General features: G+C 60.0%; 14 protein-coding genes. 8 read left to right on the top strand and 6 right to left on the bottom strand.

Annotation, left to right across the window (positions count from 1 at the left end; all coding sequences use genetic code 11):
* Positions 1 to 38 precede the first annotated feature (38 nt).
* Positions 39 to 1,517: a sugar ABC transporter ATP-binding protein gene (locus FHT87_RS02025; RefSeq protein ID WP_183733160.1), complete on the bottom strand. Its 1,479-nt coding sequence runs from the start codon at positions 1,515 to 1,517 to the stop codon at positions 39 to 41.
* A gap of 213 nt (positions 1,518 to 1,730) precedes the next feature.
* Between FHT87_RS02025 and FHT87_RS02020 the strand changes: the two genes are divergently transcribed.
* Positions 1,731 to 2,063, top strand: a complete 333-nt coding sequence (locus FHT87_RS02020) for a hypothetical protein (protein ID WP_246699548.1) — start codon at positions 1,731 to 1,733, stop codon at positions 2,061 to 2,063.
* 6 nt (positions 2,064 to 2,069) lie between these two features.
* Here FHT87_RS02020 and FHT87_RS02015 read toward each other — a convergent pair whose 3' ends face one another.
* The 4 genes from FHT87_RS02015 to FHT87_RS02000 form a co-directional block, all read right to left on the bottom strand.
* Entirely contained in the window at positions 2,070 to 3,053 is a 984-nt protein-coding gene (locus tag FHT87_RS02015) for an ABC transporter permease (protein ID WP_183799053.1), read from the bottom strand.
* Complete coding sequence (locus FHT87_RS02010; RefSeq protein ID WP_183733165.1) at positions 3,050 to 4,045, bottom strand: ABC transporter permease; 996 nt, start codon at positions 4,043 to 4,045, stop codon at positions 3,050 to 3,052. The genes FHT87_RS02015 and FHT87_RS02010 overlap by 4 nt, the downstream gene beginning before the upstream one ends.
* A complete protein-coding gene (locus FHT87_RS02005; RefSeq protein WP_183733168.1) occupies positions 4,042 to 5,580 on the bottom strand; it encodes a sugar ABC transporter ATP-binding protein in 1,539 nt (512 codons plus the stop codon). The genes FHT87_RS02010 and FHT87_RS02005 overlap by 4 nt, the downstream gene beginning before the upstream one ends.
* 78 nt (positions 5,581 to 5,658) lie before the next feature.
* Entirely contained in the window at positions 5,659 to 6,798 is a 1,140-nt protein-coding gene (locus FHT87_RS02000; RefSeq protein WP_183733171.1) for a sugar ABC transporter substrate-binding protein, read from the bottom strand.
* 235 nt (positions 6,799 to 7,033) lie between these two features.
* On the opposite strand from FHT87_RS02000, the gene FHT87_RS01995 reads away from it, so the two are divergent.
* Positions 7,034 to 8,056, top strand: coding sequence for a LacI family DNA-binding transcriptional regulator (locus FHT87_RS01995; RefSeq protein WP_183799050.1), 1,023 nt, complete (start codon positions 7,034 to 7,036; stop codon positions 8,054 to 8,056).
* Here FHT87_RS01995 and FHT87_RS01990 read toward each other — a convergent pair.
* Positions 8,053 to 10,356 (bottom strand): FdhF/YdeP family oxidoreductase, encoded by a 2,304-nt coding sequence (locus FHT87_RS01990; RefSeq protein WP_183799047.1) that lies wholly within the window; start codon positions 10,354 to 10,356, stop codon positions 8,053 to 8,055. The two genes, FHT87_RS01995 and FHT87_RS01990, sit on opposite strands and share 4 nt — an antisense overlap.
* A gap of 250 nt (positions 10,357 to 10,606) precedes the next feature.
* Here FHT87_RS01990 and FHT87_RS01985 point away from each other — a divergent pair, with 250 nt between their 5' ends.
* The 6 genes from FHT87_RS01985 (at position 10,607) to nirB (ending at position 18,387) form a co-directional block, all read left to right on the top strand.
* Positions 10,607 to 11,194 (top strand): ANTAR domain-containing response regulator, encoded by a 588-nt coding sequence (locus tag FHT87_RS01985; protein ID WP_007816832.1) that lies wholly within the window; start codon positions 10,607 to 10,609, stop codon positions 11,192 to 11,194.
* 46 nt (positions 11,195 to 11,240) lie between these two features.
* The gene (locus FHT87_RS01980; RefSeq protein ID WP_183800973.1) at positions 11,241 to 12,515 is read left to right on the top strand and encodes a CmpA/NrtA family ABC transporter substrate-binding protein; all 1,275 of its coding nucleotides are present in this window, start codon (positions 11,241 to 11,243) and stop codon (positions 12,513 to 12,515) included.
* Positions 12,516 to 12,875: 360 nt separating this feature from the next.
* Positions 12,876 to 14,174: a CmpA/NrtA family ABC transporter substrate-binding protein gene (locus FHT87_RS01975; RefSeq protein ID WP_183733180.1), complete on the top strand. Its 1,299-nt coding sequence runs from the start codon at positions 12,876 to 12,878 to the stop codon at positions 14,172 to 14,174.
* Positions 14,175 to 14,233: 59 nt separating this feature from the next.
* On the top strand, positions 14,234 to 15,124 hold the full coding sequence (gene ntrB, locus FHT87_RS01970) for a nitrate ABC transporter permease (protein ID WP_183733183.1): 891 nt from the start codon (positions 14,234 to 14,236) through the stop codon (positions 15,122 to 15,124).
* A gap of 11 nt (positions 15,125 to 15,135) precedes the next feature.
* The gene (locus FHT87_RS01965) at positions 15,136 to 15,933 is read left to right on the top strand and encodes an ABC transporter ATP-binding protein (protein ID WP_007816841.1); all 798 of its coding nucleotides are present in this window, start codon (positions 15,136 to 15,138) and stop codon (positions 15,931 to 15,933) included.
* A 3-nt stretch (positions 15,934 to 15,936) separates the two neighbouring features.
* Positions 15,937 to 18,387 carry a nitrite reductase large subunit NirB gene (nirB, locus tag FHT87_RS01960; RefSeq protein WP_183733186.1) on the top strand — a complete coding sequence of 817 codons (2,451 nt, stop codon included), beginning with the start codon at positions 15,937 to 15,939 and terminating at the stop codon, positions 18,385 to 18,387.
* Positions 18,388 to 18,391 lie beyond the last annotated feature (4 nt).

The raw sequence follows: 18,391 nt of genomic DNA, 5'->3' as shown, positions 1-18,391 counted from the left end.
CCTGCTCCTCTGCCGCCGGACGAATGCGCTGACCTTGGTCAGGTTGATAGGTGGACGAGTGATTGGGCATTCGTCTCCTCCCGGCTGTATATTCCGGCGCTCCTGCCGCCGCGCATCACCATGATGCGGTCCGACATGCCGAGAACTTCGTCGATTTCCGATGAGATCATCACCACGGTACCGCCGCCTTCGGCGAAGTCGCAGATGATGCGATAGATTTCCCGCTTGGCGCCGACATCGACACCGCGTGTCGGCTCATCCAACAGCAGGACCTTAGGGTTGCGCAGGAACCATTTGCCGAGAACGACCTTCTGCTGGTTGCCGCCGGAAAGGCCAGACACCGGCATGGTGTCACGCGCTGCCTTGATCTGAAACTGCTCGCGCATGCGCCTACTGGCATCCACTTCCTTTGCATGATCCATGGAAAAGGCTGGGCTCAGCTCAGGCAGGCTCGCCATGCAGATATTGGCGCGAACGGAATCCGAGAGATTGAGGCCCGTCTGCTTGCGGTCTTCAGTAACCAGCGCCAGACCATGGGCCATCGCATCCGATGGCTTTGCAACCGAGATCGCCGCACCATCGACCGAGATGCGCCCTGCAGACGGTTTGTCGAGGCCAAAGAGGCAGTTGAAAATCTCGGTGCGGCCAGAGCCCATGAGCCCGTAAATGCCGAAGATCTCGCCCTTATGGGCGGCAAAGGAAATATCCTCGATCTTGTTCGGGCAGGAGAGCGCATTGACCTCGAGACCAATATCCGACGTCGGTGTATTAGTCTTGATATATTCTTCGGCAAGTTCCCGTCCGACGATCATGCGGATCAGGCTCGGCCGGTCGATTTCCGACAAGGCGCCAGCACCGACGAAGGAGCCGTCGCGGAAGACCGTGTAGGAATCGGCGATCTGGAAAATTTCCGAGAGGCGATGGGAAACGTAGACGATGCCGCGTCCCTGCGCCTGCAGGCGGCGGATCGCCGCGAAGAGTTGCTGGGCTTCACGCTCGCCGATGGCCGATGTCGGCTCGTCCATGAAGATGACTTCGGCATCGTGGCTGAGCGCCTTGGTGATCTCCACCAGTTGCATCTGCGCGACCGAAAGGTTCATCATGTATTGGGTGGCGCGGATATCGAATTCCAGCTCGTCGAGCAGCTTCTGCGCCGCCCGGTTCATGCTGCGAAAATCGATGCCGCCGAAACGAGCTGACGGTTCTCGGCCGAGATAGATGTTCTCGGCGACGGTCATATGTGGAACCGGGCTCAGCTCCTGCTCGATGATGGCAATACCGGAGGCAAGCGCGTCTGCAGGACTCGAAAAATCCACCTCCTGGCCACGACGGCGGATCGAGCCGGCATCACACTTGTGAATGCCCATCAGGATCTTGAGGAAGGTCGACTTGCCGGCGCCATTGCCGCCGCACAGCGCATGGACCGAGCCGGCGCGAAGCTGAAAGCGGCCGTCACGCAGGGCTGCGACACCGCCAAAGGACTTCTTGAGCCCCTCCACTTCCAGCAGAAATTCCACGTCCGTCTCCTCCACGCATGCACTTGGCGAGCGCCATACAGCGCGCCAATCGACACCTGAAAACCTCCGCCCGATGTCGATGCTGACAATATTCGATTCTCATTCGACAAATGTCAAGTAACGCCTAATCATATAAATGGCAGGGCACATCGAGAGCCGGAACGACACCGAAAAAGGCCGTTTTTACAGGCTCAAGGCGACATAGCCGCATGAATGAGGGCCGACAGAAAATCGAAGAGCCGAAAGGAAACACGCACTGAAAACAGCATCAGGACCGACAGCACCGGCAAACCGCTGGTCGATGTCATCACCTCTCACCTGACCGGAAGCAAGCATCACGGTCACGGATCTGAGCGAGCCGGGCTTCTATGCCGACGCGTCGCAGAAGATTGTCCGGAAGGTTGTAATGGCGAATATGGGCGCGCGGTCGGCCCCGAACGCTCCAACGCGATCGTCGACACCTACCTTGCCTCCAGCTTCTATCCGAACGGGCCTTTGGCCGAAAACGTCAAGGCAATCAGTCGCCTGGACGAAGCCAAAAGTTGAGTTTCGTCACGAGACCTTTTGCCGCCCGTAAAGCAGCAGCATACCGATGATGACAGCACCATAGATCAGCTGGCGACCAGCCTCTTCGATCTGCATGACTGAGAGGATCGACTGCAGCAGCGTGATCAGGATGACGCCGGCGACGGTTCCGAGATAGGAGCCCTTGCCGCCAAGAACATGGGTGCCACCGAGCACCACGGCGGCGATTGAGGGTAGGAGATATGCGTCGCCCATGGACTGGGAGGCTTTCGAAGCATAACCGGCAAGAAGCACACCGCCGAGTGCACTAAGGCCGCCTGAAATGATGAAGGCCAGAAGGGTGATCCTGCGCGTATTGATGCCGGACATGTAGGCGGCGCGTTCGCGGTTGCCGATCGCATAGAGCGCCCGGCCGAAGGTCGTGCGCGTCAAAAGGAACACGGCGAACAGACCGACGAGGAGCCACACCAGAACTCCGTTCGGAAGCCCCGGTATGGTGTAGCCCGTTGCCAGGAAGCGCATGGCAGCGGAGGCCGAATCCTGCGGCGAGAAGCCGCCCGTATAGACCACCATCAGGCCTTGAGCGACCGCATTGGTAGCGAGCGTGATGATCATCGAGGGGATGCGCAGATAGGCAACTGCAATGCCGTTGATGAGGCCGATTGCAGCACCACAGAGAATGCCGAAGGGAATTGCGAGAACCGCGCCTGTCGTCCCATAAGCGGTGGCGGCGCATGCCATCATCGCCCCCGTTGTCACCACCCAGGGCACCGACAGGTCGATCTGTCCAAGCAGGATGACCGCCATCATGCCGGTGGCAATGACGCCGAGGAAAGAGGCAACCTTCAACTGCTGCATCAGGTAATCCGGGGACAGAAAATTGGAGGAATAGAGCGAGCCGCCGAAAAGCAGCAGGATGATGCAGCCGAAGGCGATCGCTACCGCCGGGTCGATACCGCGCAGCCGGGTGGGTAACGGAATTTGCCGCATGGCGGAAGCATCCTCACTCATTGGAACCACTCCAGACGATTGCGAACCCGTGATAGGCCGATGCAGCCGACGCTGACTGCCAGCATCAGCACCACACCCTGGAAGAGTGGCTGCCAGAGCGGATCGAGATCGAAGACGAACAGAAGGTCGCCGATGGTGCGGAAGGCCAGTGCGCCAAAAACTGCGCCGACAGCGCTTCCCTTGCCGCCCGCCAGAGAAACGCCGCCGAGCACCACCGCCGCAATCGAATAGAGCGTATAGGCGTTGCCGCTCGCAAAGGCCGCCTCACCCGTATAGGAGAAGAAGGTCAGATAAAGCCCGCCGATCGCTGACAGCAGGCCAGCCAGCGCGTAAGCCGCAAGCTTTGCACGCTTCACCGGCATGGCCGACATATAGGCGGCATTTTCTGCCGATCCGACGGCATAGGCGGTGCGGCCGAGCACCGATCGGCTGAAGGGTATCCAAATCACCAGGACGACGAGAGCGAGCACCACGAGGCTTGCCGGTATCAGACCGAAGAACTTCGAGGTGAAAGCATCGGCGAGATCCTCATTCACCGAGCCGCCGGGCGTTGGCCTCAGCAACAACGCCAGACCGTAGAAAACCGCGCTTGTCGCGATCGTGGTGACGATCGGTTGCAACCTGCCGAAGATGATGACGAGCCCGTTCAGCAGACCGCAGGCGAGCCCCGTCAGCAACACGGCAATTATGCCAAGCCCGGTCTGCAGCGGCGTGCCGACCACAAGCCATGAGGCGAGGCAATTGCACAGGACGAGGATCATGCCGACCGACAGATCGATGCCTGATGTAATGACCACGAAACACTGCGCCATCGCCACGAAAGCGAGTAGCGTCGCCTTGTTGGCGGCCGTCTGAACCACATTGGGCGTAAAGCCGGCCGGATGGTTCGAGACATAGAGAATGAACATCAGGATGAAGAGAAGCGCCGCAAAGAGCGTACCCTTCTGCTGAACGTATCGGTAGCGCCATTCACCAGTCACCTGCCTGCTCATTGGGCCATCCTTTGCTGCGCCTCTGCGGCGCCGATGTTGAGGGCGGCGCTCACCAGCTCGCGCTCGTTGATCTCGTCTCCTTCAAGAATGCGGATGATACTGCCATCATACATGACCAACACACGGTCGCAGCAGCCGACCAATTCGTCATAGTCGGTCGAATAGAAGATGATGGCCGCACCCGCGTCGGCAAGCTTGCGCAGCAAAGCGTAGATCTCCTGCTTGGTACCGACATCGATGCCGCGGGTCGGGTCGTTGAGCAGAATGATGCGTGGGCGGTTCATCAGCCATTTGGCGATCACGACTTTCTGCTGGTTGCCGCCGGACAATGAGGCGACGGGCATGTCGATCGTCGCAGCCTTGATGGCCAGCAGCTTCAGAAGTTCGTCGATTTCCCGAAGCTCGGCTGCGCGGTCGATCACGCCGTTGCGCGAAACGCGATCAAGGGCTGCGATCGACAGGTTTTCGCGCACCGTCATCGGCAGCATCAACCCCTCGGTCTTGCGGTCCTCCGGGATCAGCGCCATGGAGATCTCGCCGGATTTTGCCGCGCCGGGGCTCTTCAACCTTACCGGCCGGCCATCGACTGCCACTTCGCCCTTCAGGTCACGCAGCACGCCGAAAAGCGCCAGGAGCAATTCGCGCTGCCCCTGCCCGTCCAGCCCACCGAAACCGATGATTTCACCAGGCCGGACATCGAAATCGATTCCGGAAAGCCGGTCTCCCCAGGAGAGGTCGCGGCAGGACAGAACCGGCGCGTCTGCCTTCGATCGCAGCGGCTTGGGTGGAAAGACATGGGTATATTCGCGTCCGATCATCAGCTCCACGACCTGCTGATCAGTCTTGGTGCCGGCGGGATAGGATTCGATGCTGCGGCCATTTCGGAAAACCGTGCAGTCATCAGCCAGTTGCGCGATCTCATGCATGCGATGGGAAATATAGATCAGCGCCATGCCCTCGGCACGCAGCTGTTTCAGCACCCCGAAAACCTTCTCGACATCCGATTGGGTGAGCGCCGAGGTCGCCTCATCGAGGATCATCAGCCGCGGTTTGCGGGCAAGCGCCTTGGCGATCTCCACCATCTGCCGGCGGGAAAGCGGCAGGTCCTTGACGAGGGACGACGGATGGATATCGGCTGCTCCAGCGCGGGCAAGTGCCGCCTCGGCAATCTGGCGCTGTCTTTTGCGATCGATCATGCCGAAACGCAGCGGCGGATTGCTGATGACGATGTTGTCGGCCACCGAAAGATCGGGAATGAGCGACAGCTCCTGGAAAACACAGACAATACCGGCGGCATTGGCGGCAGCCGGCGAGGCGAAGGAGACTTCATTTCCGTCCAGCAGCATGCGCCCTTCATCTGGCGTCACCACACCGGCCATGATCTTGATGAGGGTCGATTTTCCCGCGCCGTTTTCACCGAGCACGGCGTGGATCGCGCCCGGTCGAACAGCGATATTGGCTTCCTTCAGCGCAATCGCGCCACCATAACGCTTCGATATGCCTTCCAGGCGCAGAAGCGGTTCGGAAAGGGTCATGCATCCAGCCTCCGTTCGGTCGCGTCGAGATCGAGGCTGCGGGCACGAGCGCCCGCAGTCAGGTCCGGATGGTGGTGCTTACTGGTTTTCCTTGGTCTGCCCCATGATTTCCTGTGCGGAGAAGTTGATGCCGCAGGTCGGGAAGGAGTTGCCAACGAAGAAGTTGTCGGATTCCTTGGGGTAATAATCCTCGCCCGCCTTGAAATCGGGATCGGAAACGAGTGCCGTCGGCAGCTTGACGGCCTGAGGCACGACCTGACCTTCGAGAGCCGCGATGGCCGTCTTGATGGCAACAGCAACCTGGGCCGGGCCAGTGCCTGCCGACGAGCATTTCAGACCATCGGCCGCATGGGCGGCACAGAATTTGCGGAAGCCGTTCTCCGTCTCACCGCCGAAGGGCACGAACGGATGCTTCGCGTCGATCATCGCCTGCACGACGCCGGTGTCACCGCCCTGCGCGGTAATGCCATCGAAGGGGCCATTAGTGGCAATCGCATCGGCCGTTGCCTTCTGCGCTACACCGTCATCCCATTTGCCGACGACTTCAGTGACGGTGAACTTCTTGCCGGAAGCATCCAGAGCCTCATGAATGCCATTATGGCGATCCGTATCGACGGAGGTGCCGGCAACGCCGCGCACTTCCAGGATCTTACCGCCCTGCGGCAGGTGCTTCACCAGCCAGTTGGCCCAGATGACGCCAAGGCCTTTCTGGTCGACATTGACGTTGATCGCATCCTTGGTATCGAGGATATTGTCGAAGGCGACGAGAACGACGCCGGCTTCCTTGGCGCGCTTGATGACCGGACCGAAGGCTGTCGGGTTCTGAGCGTTGACGACGATGGCATCATAGCCGGCATCGATGAAATTGTTGATCGCCGAAATCTGGGCCGGAACGTCCTCGCCGGTCGACACGACCTTGAATTCTTTCAGCTTGGCGGCGACATCCGGCTGAGCGGCATAGGCCTTTGCCGTCTGCACCATCTGGATGCGCCAGGTATTGGCAATATAGCCGTTCGCAAGCGCGATGCGATAAGGACCATCCTTCTTCGGATATTGCAGGAATTGGGTTTCGGCCGACCACGGTACCATGCAATTCGGGTCGGCGGCGGGACCGGACACGACCTTTGGCTCCGCCATGGCCGTGCTGCAGAGCAGAGCAAACGCCGACGCGGAAAACGCGGCGATACGGGCCATCTTCGCTTTCTTCACCTTGAGCATTGAATGTCTCCTCCTCAGGCGGACCAGGCCGCCCCTCCATAAATTCTGATTGGCATGCTGATCCCGGAAGGCTCCATCCCATCCTTTTCCGGTGCACTTTGAGCCTAACATAGTTGACAGCGCTGTCAAATCGGATTTGCTAGCGCTGTCAACTGTAAGTACCGAGAAGAAATATTTCGCACTTGCGAGATAAATTACGGATCGGTATGACTTTGTGGTATAAAGCGAGACGGCAATGCGTAGAATAACTTTGGATGACGTGGCAAATCTGGCCGGCGTCAGCCCGATTACAGTATCACGCGTACTTCGCAAGCCCGATGCGGTCTCGGAGGCGCTGCGGCGGCGTGTCAATGCTGCCGTTCAGGAACTCGGCTATGTGCCGAACATCGCGGCCAGCCGCCTTGCCTCTTCGCGTACGCATGCGATCGGCGTCATCGTGCCGACCCTCTATAACGTCATCTTTGCCGAATATCTCTTCGCACTGCACGACGTGCTCGTCGGGGCGGGCTTTCAGGTCATCGTCGTCAACAGCCGGTATTCCGAGCAGGAAGAGGAAAACGCCATCAAGGTGTTGCTCGGCCAACGGGTCGAAGCGATCATCATCGCCGGCATCCATCATACGCCGCTTTCCCATCACCTTCTGACGCGGGCACACCTGCCAGTTGTCGAGACATTCGAGTTGTCGCCAGATCCGATCGACCTCAATATCGGCATGCTGCAAGACCGCGCCGGGCAGGCGGCGACGCAACATCTCATCGACCGTGGCTTCCATCGTATCGCCTTCCTGGCTGGCAACCTCGACCATCGTTCCCAGTCTCGCTTCGACGGCTATCGCCTGGCGATGCAGGAAGCAGGCCTGGAGAACCTTGAGATCGTCACCCAGCGGCCGCGGCACAGCTCGGTTGCGCTCGGTTCCGATCTCCTAGCCCTGATGCATGAACGCGGCGACCGCCCTGAGGCGATCTTCTGCACCGACGACAACGTGGCGCTCGGCGCCATGCAAGAGTGCCGCAAGCGCGGCATCCGCGTGCCAGACGATATCGCCATCATCGGTTTTCATGATCTGGAATTTTCCGCCTGTGCGTCACCGTCCCTCTCATCGATCATGACGAGACGTTTCGAGACGGGCAAGCTTGCCGCCGAAAAGGTGCTGGCGGCCCTCAATTCGACGAGCCGCCAGCCACCGAACCAGATCGATCTTGGCTTCGAGGTCATCGCCCGCGAAAGTACGGGCGTGACCGTCGCGGCTTCCAGCTAAGCCGCAGCCTGAACCTCGCTCTTGGCGATCGTGACGGGAACGCCTTTGTAGCTCGGTGTGCCTGACTTGCGATCGTAGTGACCGAGCGCGATCACCGCATTCATTTCCGGATAATAGCCCGCCACCGAACCGACGGGGATACTATATTCGACCGCCGTGAAACCGATGACGGTTTTCCCGCCGCCGTTGCCAGTGGCTGAACGGATATCGATCCGGTCTCCATCACACAGGCCTCGTTCAGCAAGATCCTGACTGCTCATGAAGATGACGTCACGGCGGCCGAAGATACCGCGATAGCGATCATCGAGACCATAGACGGTCGTGTTATACTGATCGTGGCTTCGCAGCGTCGTCAGCACCAATGTCGTCGGGTCCTTCAGGCGGGGATCTTCGTCGAGACCGGGCGCGACAAGGAAATTCGCCTTTCCGCTTGCCGTCTTCCAGACGCGATAGGAGGCCGGAACATCGAGCCGGAAGCCGCCGCGAACACGGACGCGACTGTTGAACTCATGAAAATCCGGAAAGACCACTTCGATCTTGTCGCGTATCCGGTCGTAATTGGCGACCAGCCCGGGCCAGTCGATGCCATATTTTGTACCCAGCGTTGCCATCGCAATACCTGCGATGATGGCAGGCTCGGACTTCAGCAACTCGCTCGGCGGCTTCAGGAAGCCGCGCGATGCATGCACCATCGACATGGAATCTTCCACCGTCACCGCCTGCGGGCCTGATGCCTGGGTGTCGAGGTCGGTCCGCCCGAGGCAGGGAAGAATGATCGAGGTCTTTGCCGTCAGCAGATGTGAGCGATTGAGCTTGGTCGCAATATGGACGGCAAGATCGAGCTTGCGCATCGTTTCGAAAGTGACATCCGGATCGGACATGGCAACGGCCAGATTCCCGCCGAGGCAGATCAGGGCTTTAGACCGACCGGCAGCGATCGCTTCGATGGATTCGATTGCATTGTGCCCTTTTCTGTCGGAAGGTCGGAAACCAAAGGCACGTTCCATACCGTCGATCAGCGCCTTGTTCGGAATTTCAGTGATACCGACGGTTCTGTCGCCCTGCACGTTGGAGTGGCCCCGCAGAGGGCAGAGACCAGCGCCGGGGCGGCCAATATTGCCGCGCAGCATCAGAAAATTGGCAAGCTGCTGGACATTGGCCGTACCGTTGGCATGCTGGGTAATGCCCATGCCGTAGCAGAGGATGACGTTTCGGGCGTTGAGGTAGACATCGACGGCGCTCGCCAGCGCTTCCATTGTCAGGCCAGAGACGCTGAGAATATGGCTCCAGCTGGTATTGGCGAGATCAACCTTCAGATCCTCGATACCGGCGGTATGTTCGGCAATGAAGGCCCGGTCGAGAACGCCCTCGCCGCCAGCAGCGGTATCAGCCTCGTCACGCTCGAAAATCAGCTTCATGAGACCCTTGAGGGCGGCGAGATCGCCGCCGGTGCGGAGCTGGTGATAGGCTGATGCGATCGGCGTCGAGGAGAAGGTCACCATCTCCACCGGGTTCTGCGGCGCGGCAAAACGCTCCAGCGCCCGCTCCTTCAGCGGATTAAAGACGATGATCGGAACGCCGCGCCGGGACGCCTCATGCAATGTCGTCATCATGCGCGGATGGTTGGTGCCGGGATTGTGGCCGAAGCTGAAAATGGCATCGGCATGATCGAAATCCTCAAGCGTCACCGTACCCTTGCCAACGCCGAGAGACAACGGCAGGCCGACGCTGGTCGCTTCGTGGCACATGTTCGAGCAATCGGGGAAATTGTTCGTGCCATAGGCGCGCACGAAAAGCTGATAAAGAAAAGCCGCCTCGTTTGAAGCACGGCCGGATGTGTAAAATTCGGCCTCATCCGGGCTTGCAAGCTTGTTGAGCTCGGCGCCAATCAGGCTGAAAGCGTCGTCCCAGTCGATGGCCTCATATTTGTCGGTGACGCCGTTGTATTTCAGCGGATGCGTCAGGCGACCCTGATCCTCGAGCTTGTGATCGATCCATCCCCAAAGTTCGGAGACGGTATGCTCGGCAAAGAATTCCGGCGGGACGCGACGAGCGGTCGATTCCCAGGTGATCGCCTTTGCGCCGTTTTCGCAAAATTCAAACGAAGATGTGTGCTTGGGATCGGGCCAGGCGCAGCCCGGGCAATCAAAACCTTCCGGCTGGTTTGCCTTGAGCAGGGTGGCGCTGCCCTGCGCGACAATCTGCTGATGCTTCAGCGTCTTCGCCACCGCCTTCAGCGCGTCCCATCCCCCTGCGGGACGCCCGTATTCCTCAACACCATCAGGACGTTCGTCGCTCATCTTCGTTCTCCGTCTTCAAGATCGCCCGACGATAACAGCGATGGATCGGGCCGTGCATTATACTGAGGCATAGGTAGCGCAGTGGCCGACAAGGGCATGGATGTTGCGGCCTGTTTTCAAAGGCCCATACGCGGATCAGATGCTGCACGGATATAAAGCAAAATGATCATTTTTTTATCATTATGTATTTATGCCTAAAATTTTGCCTTTTTTGCTTGTGCACTTTGCTGCGCTGCGTCATAAATGCGCAATGAGCCGGCTCGATCTGACCATTCTAGTGATCGATGAAAATACCATTCGCGCCTCCATCATCGAAGAGGGGCTGCGGGAGGCTGGCCACGCGCGCGTGACTGTCATTCACGAGGTTCAGGGCGTGGCGCGCATCATCGATACGCTACGGCCCGATGTCATCATCATCGATATCGAGAACCCCAATCGCGACATGATGGAGCATCTGTTCCAGCTGACCCGCACGGTCGGCCGGCCGATCGCCATGTTCGTCGACCGTTCCGACACGGCCTCCATCGAGGCCGCAGTGGATGCGGGCGTTTCGGCCTACATCGTCGACGGGTTGAAGAAGGAGCGTGTCAAACCCATTCTTGATATGGCGGTCAGCCGCTTCAATGCCTTCAGCCGACTGCAGCGCGAACTTGCCGACGCCAAATCGGCGCTCGAAGAACGCAAAGTGGTGGAACGCGCCAAGGGCATATTGATGAAGATGCGTGGACTGTCGGAGGAAGAGGCATTCGCACTGCTTCGCCAGACGGCCATGAACGAGAAGAAGAAAATGTCCGACATCGCCCAGAGCGTCGTCACGGCGGCGGGGCTTTTGATGTGATGGCGGCTCCGTGTGCTGATGTCCGGAGGAAGCCGGAGTGAATATGATGACGACAAATCTCGGCCCCGGCGCCGGCCTGCCCGCCCCCGCACGGCTTAATGGCGAAGGCGACAGAACATTGAGAGCCGGGTTCATCCCGCTTGTCGATGCCTCCGTACTGGTCGCCGCCTCCGAATTCGGTTTTGTCCGGAAGGAAGGCCTGACGCTCGATCTCGTCAAGGACGTCTCCTGGGCCAATGTCCGTGATCGCCTTGCCTTCCGGCAGTTCGATATTGCTCACATGCTCTCGCCAATGCCCGTTGCCTCCATGCTCGGCCTCGGCTCCAACCCATCCCCGACGATCACGCCTTTCTCCCTTGGGCGCGGCGGCAATGCGATCACGCTTTCGACCCGCCTGTTCGACAGGATGCGGAATGCGGCCGGGCTTTCCGAAACTGCCAGTGCACTGGAAAACGCCAAGGCGCTCTCAACGGTGCTGGCGGAAATGAAGGCAAGCGGCGAGCCGCTGCCGACCTTCGGTGTCACCTACCCCTTTTCCTCGCATAATTACGAATTCCGTTACTGGCTCGCCGCCGGCGGCATCGATCCGGACAAGGACGTCAAACTCGTCGTCGTGCCGCCCCCGTTGACCCCGGATGCACTGGCTGCCGGCGCGATCGACGGTTTTTGCGTCGGCGCACCCTGGAACATGGTGGCGTCAGAGCGCGGTGCCGGGCGTATCGTCGCTGCCAAACAGGATATCTGGCCATCTGCGCCGGAAAAGGTGATCGGCATGCGCCCGGAATGGGCGGACAGCCATCCGGAAACGGTCTCCCGGCTGATCGTCGCTCTCGACGCAGCGGCACGCTGGTGCGACAGACCGGAAAACCACGATGCGCTTGCCGAGGCCCTCGCGGATGCCCGCTATATCGCAGCGCCGGTTCACATCATCCGTCATGTACTGGCCGGCGAGTTCAGCCTCGATGCGAGGGGCAACCGGCGCATCATCGATAATTACTTCATGTTCCATGCGGGTTTTGCCAACTATCCTCGCACGAGCCAAGCGCTCTGGATCTACAGCCAGATGATCCGTTGGGGCCAGGCCGAACTCGGACTCAACCCCGCACGCGCAGCCGCTTCCGCCTACCGCCCGGACCTTTATCGCGCAGCCCTTGGCGAGGGCAGCGCGCCCATCGATGCCGACGTGCGCATCGAAGGCGCCGACGAAAACGACCGCTTCATGGACGGTCACGTTTTCGATCCATCGAAACTGCCGGATTATATTGCGGGCTTTGAGGTGAAGAGCGATCTGCCCTTCATTCCGCAGTCTGATGAGACCTGAAAGGGTTGCTGCATTGCATAAATCGCTTGCAGCATTTTCGATCTGCGACTGAGCAATCGCACAAAAGTTTTGCAGAGCGATTTCGTGCTTCAAAAAACAGCGGCAGCTTTAATCCGAAACAATCTCCTTTAATTTCAATAGGCTGCAGAAACACCAACAAACTGGCACGCTGCTTGCAGGGCTAAAATCGTACCGGTCAACGGCGACCGGGCGCAGGATGGGTGCGTAATAAGCGCTCACAAAAGACATCGACGTCGCAAGGTTTTTGCTGCCCGGGACTTCTCCCTTCCCGAGGATGCAATCTCCGAGCGGCGTTTTTTTATTTCGAAAATTCCGGCAGCCACCCAGAGGAGCCCGCGCATGACCAAGATTTTCACGACCGCGATCAGCCGTCGCAGCATGCTGAAGACCACCGCAGCAGCAGCCCTCGTGAGCGCTGTTCGGACGGCATTTCCTTCGGGCGCCTTCGCCGCTGCAGCCGCACCCGAAGTGACCGGCGTCAAGCTTGGTTTCATCGCCCTGACAGATGCAGCGCCACTTATCGTCGCCAAAGAAAAGGGTCTGTTCGAAAAACACGGCCTTCCTGAAGTCGATGTGGCGAAGCAGGCCTCCTGGGGGGCAACGCGTGACAATCTGGTTCTCGGCGGCGCGGCCAACGGCATCGATGGCGCCCATATCCTCTCGCCGCTGCCCTATCTCATGCACACCGGCAAGGTGACCCAGAACAACCAGCCGGTGCCGATGGCATTGCTGGCACGTCTGAACTACGACAGCCAGGGCATCTCGGTCGCCAAGGAATATGCCGATACCGGCGTCCAGCTCGACTCCTCCAAGCTGAAGGCCGCCTTCGAAAAGAAGAAGGCCGATGGCAAGGAGGTGAAAGCCGCCATGACCTTCCCCGGTGGCACCCATGATCTCTGGATCCGCTACTGGCTCGCCGCTGGCGGCATCGATCCGGACAAGGACGTCTCGACCGTCGTCGTGCCGCCCCCGCAGATGGTGGCGAACATGAAGGTCGGCAACATGGACGTCTTCTGTGTCGGCGAACCTTGGAACGAGCAACTCGTCAACCAGGGCATCGGCTTCACAGCGGCAACGACCGGCGAATTGTGGAAAGGCCATCCGGAAAAGGCCCTCGGCATGCGCGCCGACTGGGTGGAAAAGAACCCGAATGCCGCCAAGGCCCTGCTGATGGCCATTATGGAAGCCCAACAATGGTGCGACAGCATGGACAACAAGGAGGAAATGGCGACCATCCTCGGCAAGCGGCAATGGTTCAACGTACCGCCAAAGGATGTGCTTGGCCGCCTGAAGGGCGACATCAACTACGGCAATGGCCGAGTCGCCCATGGCACGGACCTCTACATGAAGTTCTGGGCTGGCGGCGTCTCCTATCCCTTCAAGAGCCACGATACCTGGTTCATGGCGGAGAACGTCCGCTGGGGCAAACTCGCGCCCGATACGGACATCAAGGCGCTGGTCGACAAGGTGAACCGCGAGGACATCTGGCGCGACGCCGCAAAGGACCTCGGCGTTGCTGCGGCCGATATTCCGGCCTCGCCGTCGCGCGGCAAGGAGACCTTCTTCGACGGCAAGGTCTTCGATCCGGAAAACCCGTCTGCCTATCTCGACAGCCTTTCCATCAAGGCCGCTTCGTAATCCCCGCCTCCGGCGCGTGGGGCGCGCGCCGGCCTTTTATTCCATCAAGGAGCGAACGCATGTCAGCGCTTGCAAAGAATGAAACCATCAAGACGATTGTTGCGCCGAAAACGGCCAATGTCGTCCATCTCGCAAAGAAGCCGGCGCGCAAGATCGATCTGCAGCTTCTTTCGATCGCCGTCGCCCGCAATATCGTGCCGCCGCTGATCGTTCTCGCGATCATTCTCGGCCTCTGGCAGATCCTCTGTTCTTCGCCGAACGCCTCGCTGCCATCGCCGCACCAGGTCTGGCAGGAAAGCTATGATCTCATCGCCTATCCCTTCTTCAACTACGGCTCGCAGGATATCGGTCTCGGCTGGCGCGTGCTGGTTTCGCTGCAGCGGGTTGCCTATGGCTTCGGCCTTGCAGCCATAGCCGGCATCGTCATCGGCGCGATTATCGGCCAGTCGGTCTGGGCGATGCGCGGCCTCGATCCGATCTTCCAGGTGCTGCGTACAGTGCCGCCGCTTGCCTGGCTGCCGCTGTCGCTCGCGGCCTTCCAGGACAGCAATCCTTCGGCGATCTTCGTGATCTTCATCACCTCGATCTGGCCGGTCATCATCAATACCGCCGTCGGCGTGCGCAATATCCCGCAGGACTATCGCAATGTCGCCGAGGTGCTGCGGCTCAACCAGTTCGAGTTCTTCTTCAAGATCATGCTGCCCTCGGCAGCCCCCTACATCTTCACTGGTCTGCGCATCGGCGTCGGCCTGTCATGGCTGGCGATCGTCGCCGCCGAGATGCTGACCGGTGGTGTCGGCATCGGCTTCTTCATCTGGGATGCGTGGAACTCCTCCCGCCTGCCCGACATCATCGTGGCCCTGGCCTATATCGGCGTCGTCGGCTTCGCCCTCGACAAGCTCGTGGCAGCCATCGGCAAACTCGTCACGCGCGGCGCCTCGGCCAATTGAGGGGATCGACCATGAACGCCTATCTGAAGCTCGACCATATCGACAAGCATTTCGACCGGGCCGGCGCCCGTACAGAGGTCCTGAAGGACATCAATCTCGTCATCGACAAGGGCGAATTCGTCTCGATCATCGGCCATTCCGGCTGCGGCAAGTCCACGCTCCTCAACCTGATCGCCGGCCTGACGCCTGTCTCGAAGGGAGCCGTGCTGCTCGAAAACCGTGAGGTCAACGAGCCCGGCCCCGAACGTGCCGTCGTCTTCCAGAACCATTCGCTGCTGCCCTGGCTGACGGTCTATGAAAACGTCAATCTCGCCGTCTCGAAGGTCTTCAGCAATAAGAAGAGCAAGGCGGAGCGCCACGACTGGGTCATGGCCAATCTCGACCTCGTGCAGATGGCTCATGCGAAAGACAGACGCCCCTCCGAAATATCAGGCGGCATGAAGCAGCGCGTCGGCATCGCCCGGGCACTCTCGATGGAGCCGAAGATCCTGCTGCTCGACGAGCCCTTCGGCGCGCTCGACGCACTGACCCGTGCGCATCTGCAGGACGCCGTGATGGAGATCCACGCCCGGCTCGGCAACACAATGGTCATGATCACCCATGACGTCGACGAGGCCGTGCTGCTTTCCGACCGCATCGTGATGATGACGAATGGGCCGGCAGCCCGCATCGGCGAAGTGCTCGACGTGCCGATTGCCCGTCCCCGCAACCGGATCGAACTCGCCTCCGACCGAACCTATCTCAAATGCCGCGAAGCCGTGCTGAAGTTCCTCTACGAACGTCACCGCTTCGTCGAAGCCGCGGAGTAAACCATGACCGAAAAACTCGTTATCATCGGTAACGGCATGGCGCCTGGGCGCATGCTGGAACACCTCTTCGAACAGGCGCCGGGCCGCTATCAGGTCACGATCTTCAACGCCGAGCCGCGCGTCAATTACGATCGCATCATGCTCTCGCCGGTCCTCTCGGGCGAAAAGACCTACGAGCAGATCGTCATCCACGGCGACGGCTGGTACATCGATCATGGCATCACCCTCTACAAGGGCCACAAGATCGTTTCGATAGACCGCGACAGGAAGACGGTCACGTCGGATCACGGTGTGACCGAGAGCTACGACAAGCTCGTCATCGCCACGGGCTCCGTTCCGTTCATCATTCCCGTTCCCGGCAAGGATCTGCCCGGCGTCATCACTTATCGCGATCTCGACGACGTGCAGGCCATGCTGCTCGCCGCCCAGTCGCGGCAAAAGGCCATCGTCATCGGCGGCGGCCTGCTCGGGTTGGAAGCGGCCGCCGGCCTTGCACAACGCGGCATGGATGTCACCGTGCTGCACGTCATGCCGACGCTGATGGAGCGCCAGCTCGATCCCGCCGCAGGCTACCTCTTACAGAAGGCGGTCGAGGACCGCGGCATCAAGGTCATCTGCAAGGCCAACACCAAGCAGATCATCGGCAACGGCAAAGTGGAAGGCGTCGAGCTCGACAACGGCACGATCATTCCGGCCACGCTCGTCGTCATGGCGGTCGGCATTCGGCCGAACGTCAATCTCGCCAAGGACGCCGGGCTTGCCGTCAATCGTGGCATCGTCGTCGATGCCGGCATGCAGACCTCCGATGGTGACATCTACTCCCTCGGCGAGTGCGCCGAAGTCGGCGGCATGGTCTACGGTCTTGTCGCACCGCTCTACGAGATGGCCCGCGTGGCAGCCGCCCATCTCGCGGGCGATACCAAGCCGGGCTTCGTGCATTCCGACACGCCGACCAAGCTCAAGGTCACCGGCATCGAGCTCTATTCTCTGGGTGATTTCGCCGACGGTGATGACCGGCAGGAAATCGTGCTGCGTGATGCGACCGCGGGCGTCTACAAGCGCTTGGTGCTAAAGGACAACCGCATTATCGGCACGGTGCTTTACGGCGAAACCTCCGACGGCGCCTGGTTCAACGATCTCAAGAAAAAGGCGGTCGACATCTCTGAGATGCGCGACACCTTGATCTTCGGCCAGGCCTATCAGGGAGGGTCCCCGCTGGACCCTATGGCGGCCGTTGCAGCCTTGCCGGATGATGCGGAAATCTGCGGCTGCAACGGCGTATGCAAGGGCAAGATCACGTCCACGATCACGGCCAAGGGGCTGACATCGCTCGATGACGTGCGTGCCCATACAAAGGCATCCGCCTCCTGCGGCTCCTGCACCGGCCTTGTCGAGCAGCTCATGTCGCTGACGCTCGGCGACGCCTATAATCCGAAGGCCGTCCAGCCGATGTGCACCTGCACCGAGCTCGGCCATGACGATGTGCGCCGCCTCATCAAGGCAAAGAAGCTGAAAACCATTCCCGCCGTCATGCAGGAACTGGAATGGAAGACATCCGGCGGCTGTGCCAAATGTCGTCCGGCGCTGAACTATTACCTCGTTTGCGACTGGCCGGACGAATATGCCGACGACTACCAGTCGCGCTTCATCAACGAGCGCGTCCACGCCAATATCCAGAAGGACGGCACCTACTCCGTCGTGCCGCGCATGTGGGGCGGAGTGACCAATTCCGGCGAACTACGCGCCATCGCCGACGTGGTCGACAAGTTCGCGATCCCGATGGTCAAAGTGACCGGCGGGCAGCGCATCGACCTGCTCGGCGTCGAGAAGGAAGACCTGCCGGCCGTCTGGGCCGATCTCGGCAAAGCCGGCTTCGTCTCCGGCCAGGCCTATGCCAAGGGCCTGCGCACGGTAAAGACCTGCGTCGGCTCCGACTGGTGCCGCTTCGGCACGCAGGATTCCACCGGTCTCGGCATCCGCATCGAGAAATTCATGTGGGGCTCCTGGACGCCGGCCAAACTGAAGATGGCAGTCTCCGGATGTCCGCGAAACTGTGCCGAGGCGACCTGCAAGGATATCGGCGTCATCTGCGTAGACTCCGGTTTCGAGATCCATTTCGCTGGCGCCGCAGGTCTCGATATCAAGGGCACCGAGGTGCTCGGCCTCGTGAAGACCGAGGACGAAGCGCTCGAACATATCGTGGCGTTGACACAGATGTACCGAGAGCAAGGCCGCTATCTCGAACGCATCTACAAATGGGCCAAGCGCATCGGCCTCGACGAGATCCGCCGGCAGATCATGGAGGACCATGACAAGCGCCAGGCCTATTACGAGCGCTTCGTCTTTTCCCAGAAATTTGCGCAGGTCGACCCTTGGTCGGAGCGTGTCTCCGGCAAGGACAAGCATGAGTTCCGGCCGATGGCGACCATCGGTTTCAGTCAGGCAGCCGAGTGAGGAG

This window comes from Rhizobium sp. BK316, from assembly GCF_014193695.1.
In the GTDB taxonomy this organism is placed as follows: domain Bacteria; phylum Pseudomonadota; class Alphaproteobacteria; order Rhizobiales; family Rhizobiaceae; genus Rhizobium.
Note: the sequence above shows the minus strand (reverse complement) of the source record. Positions and strands in the feature narration are given on the sequence as shown.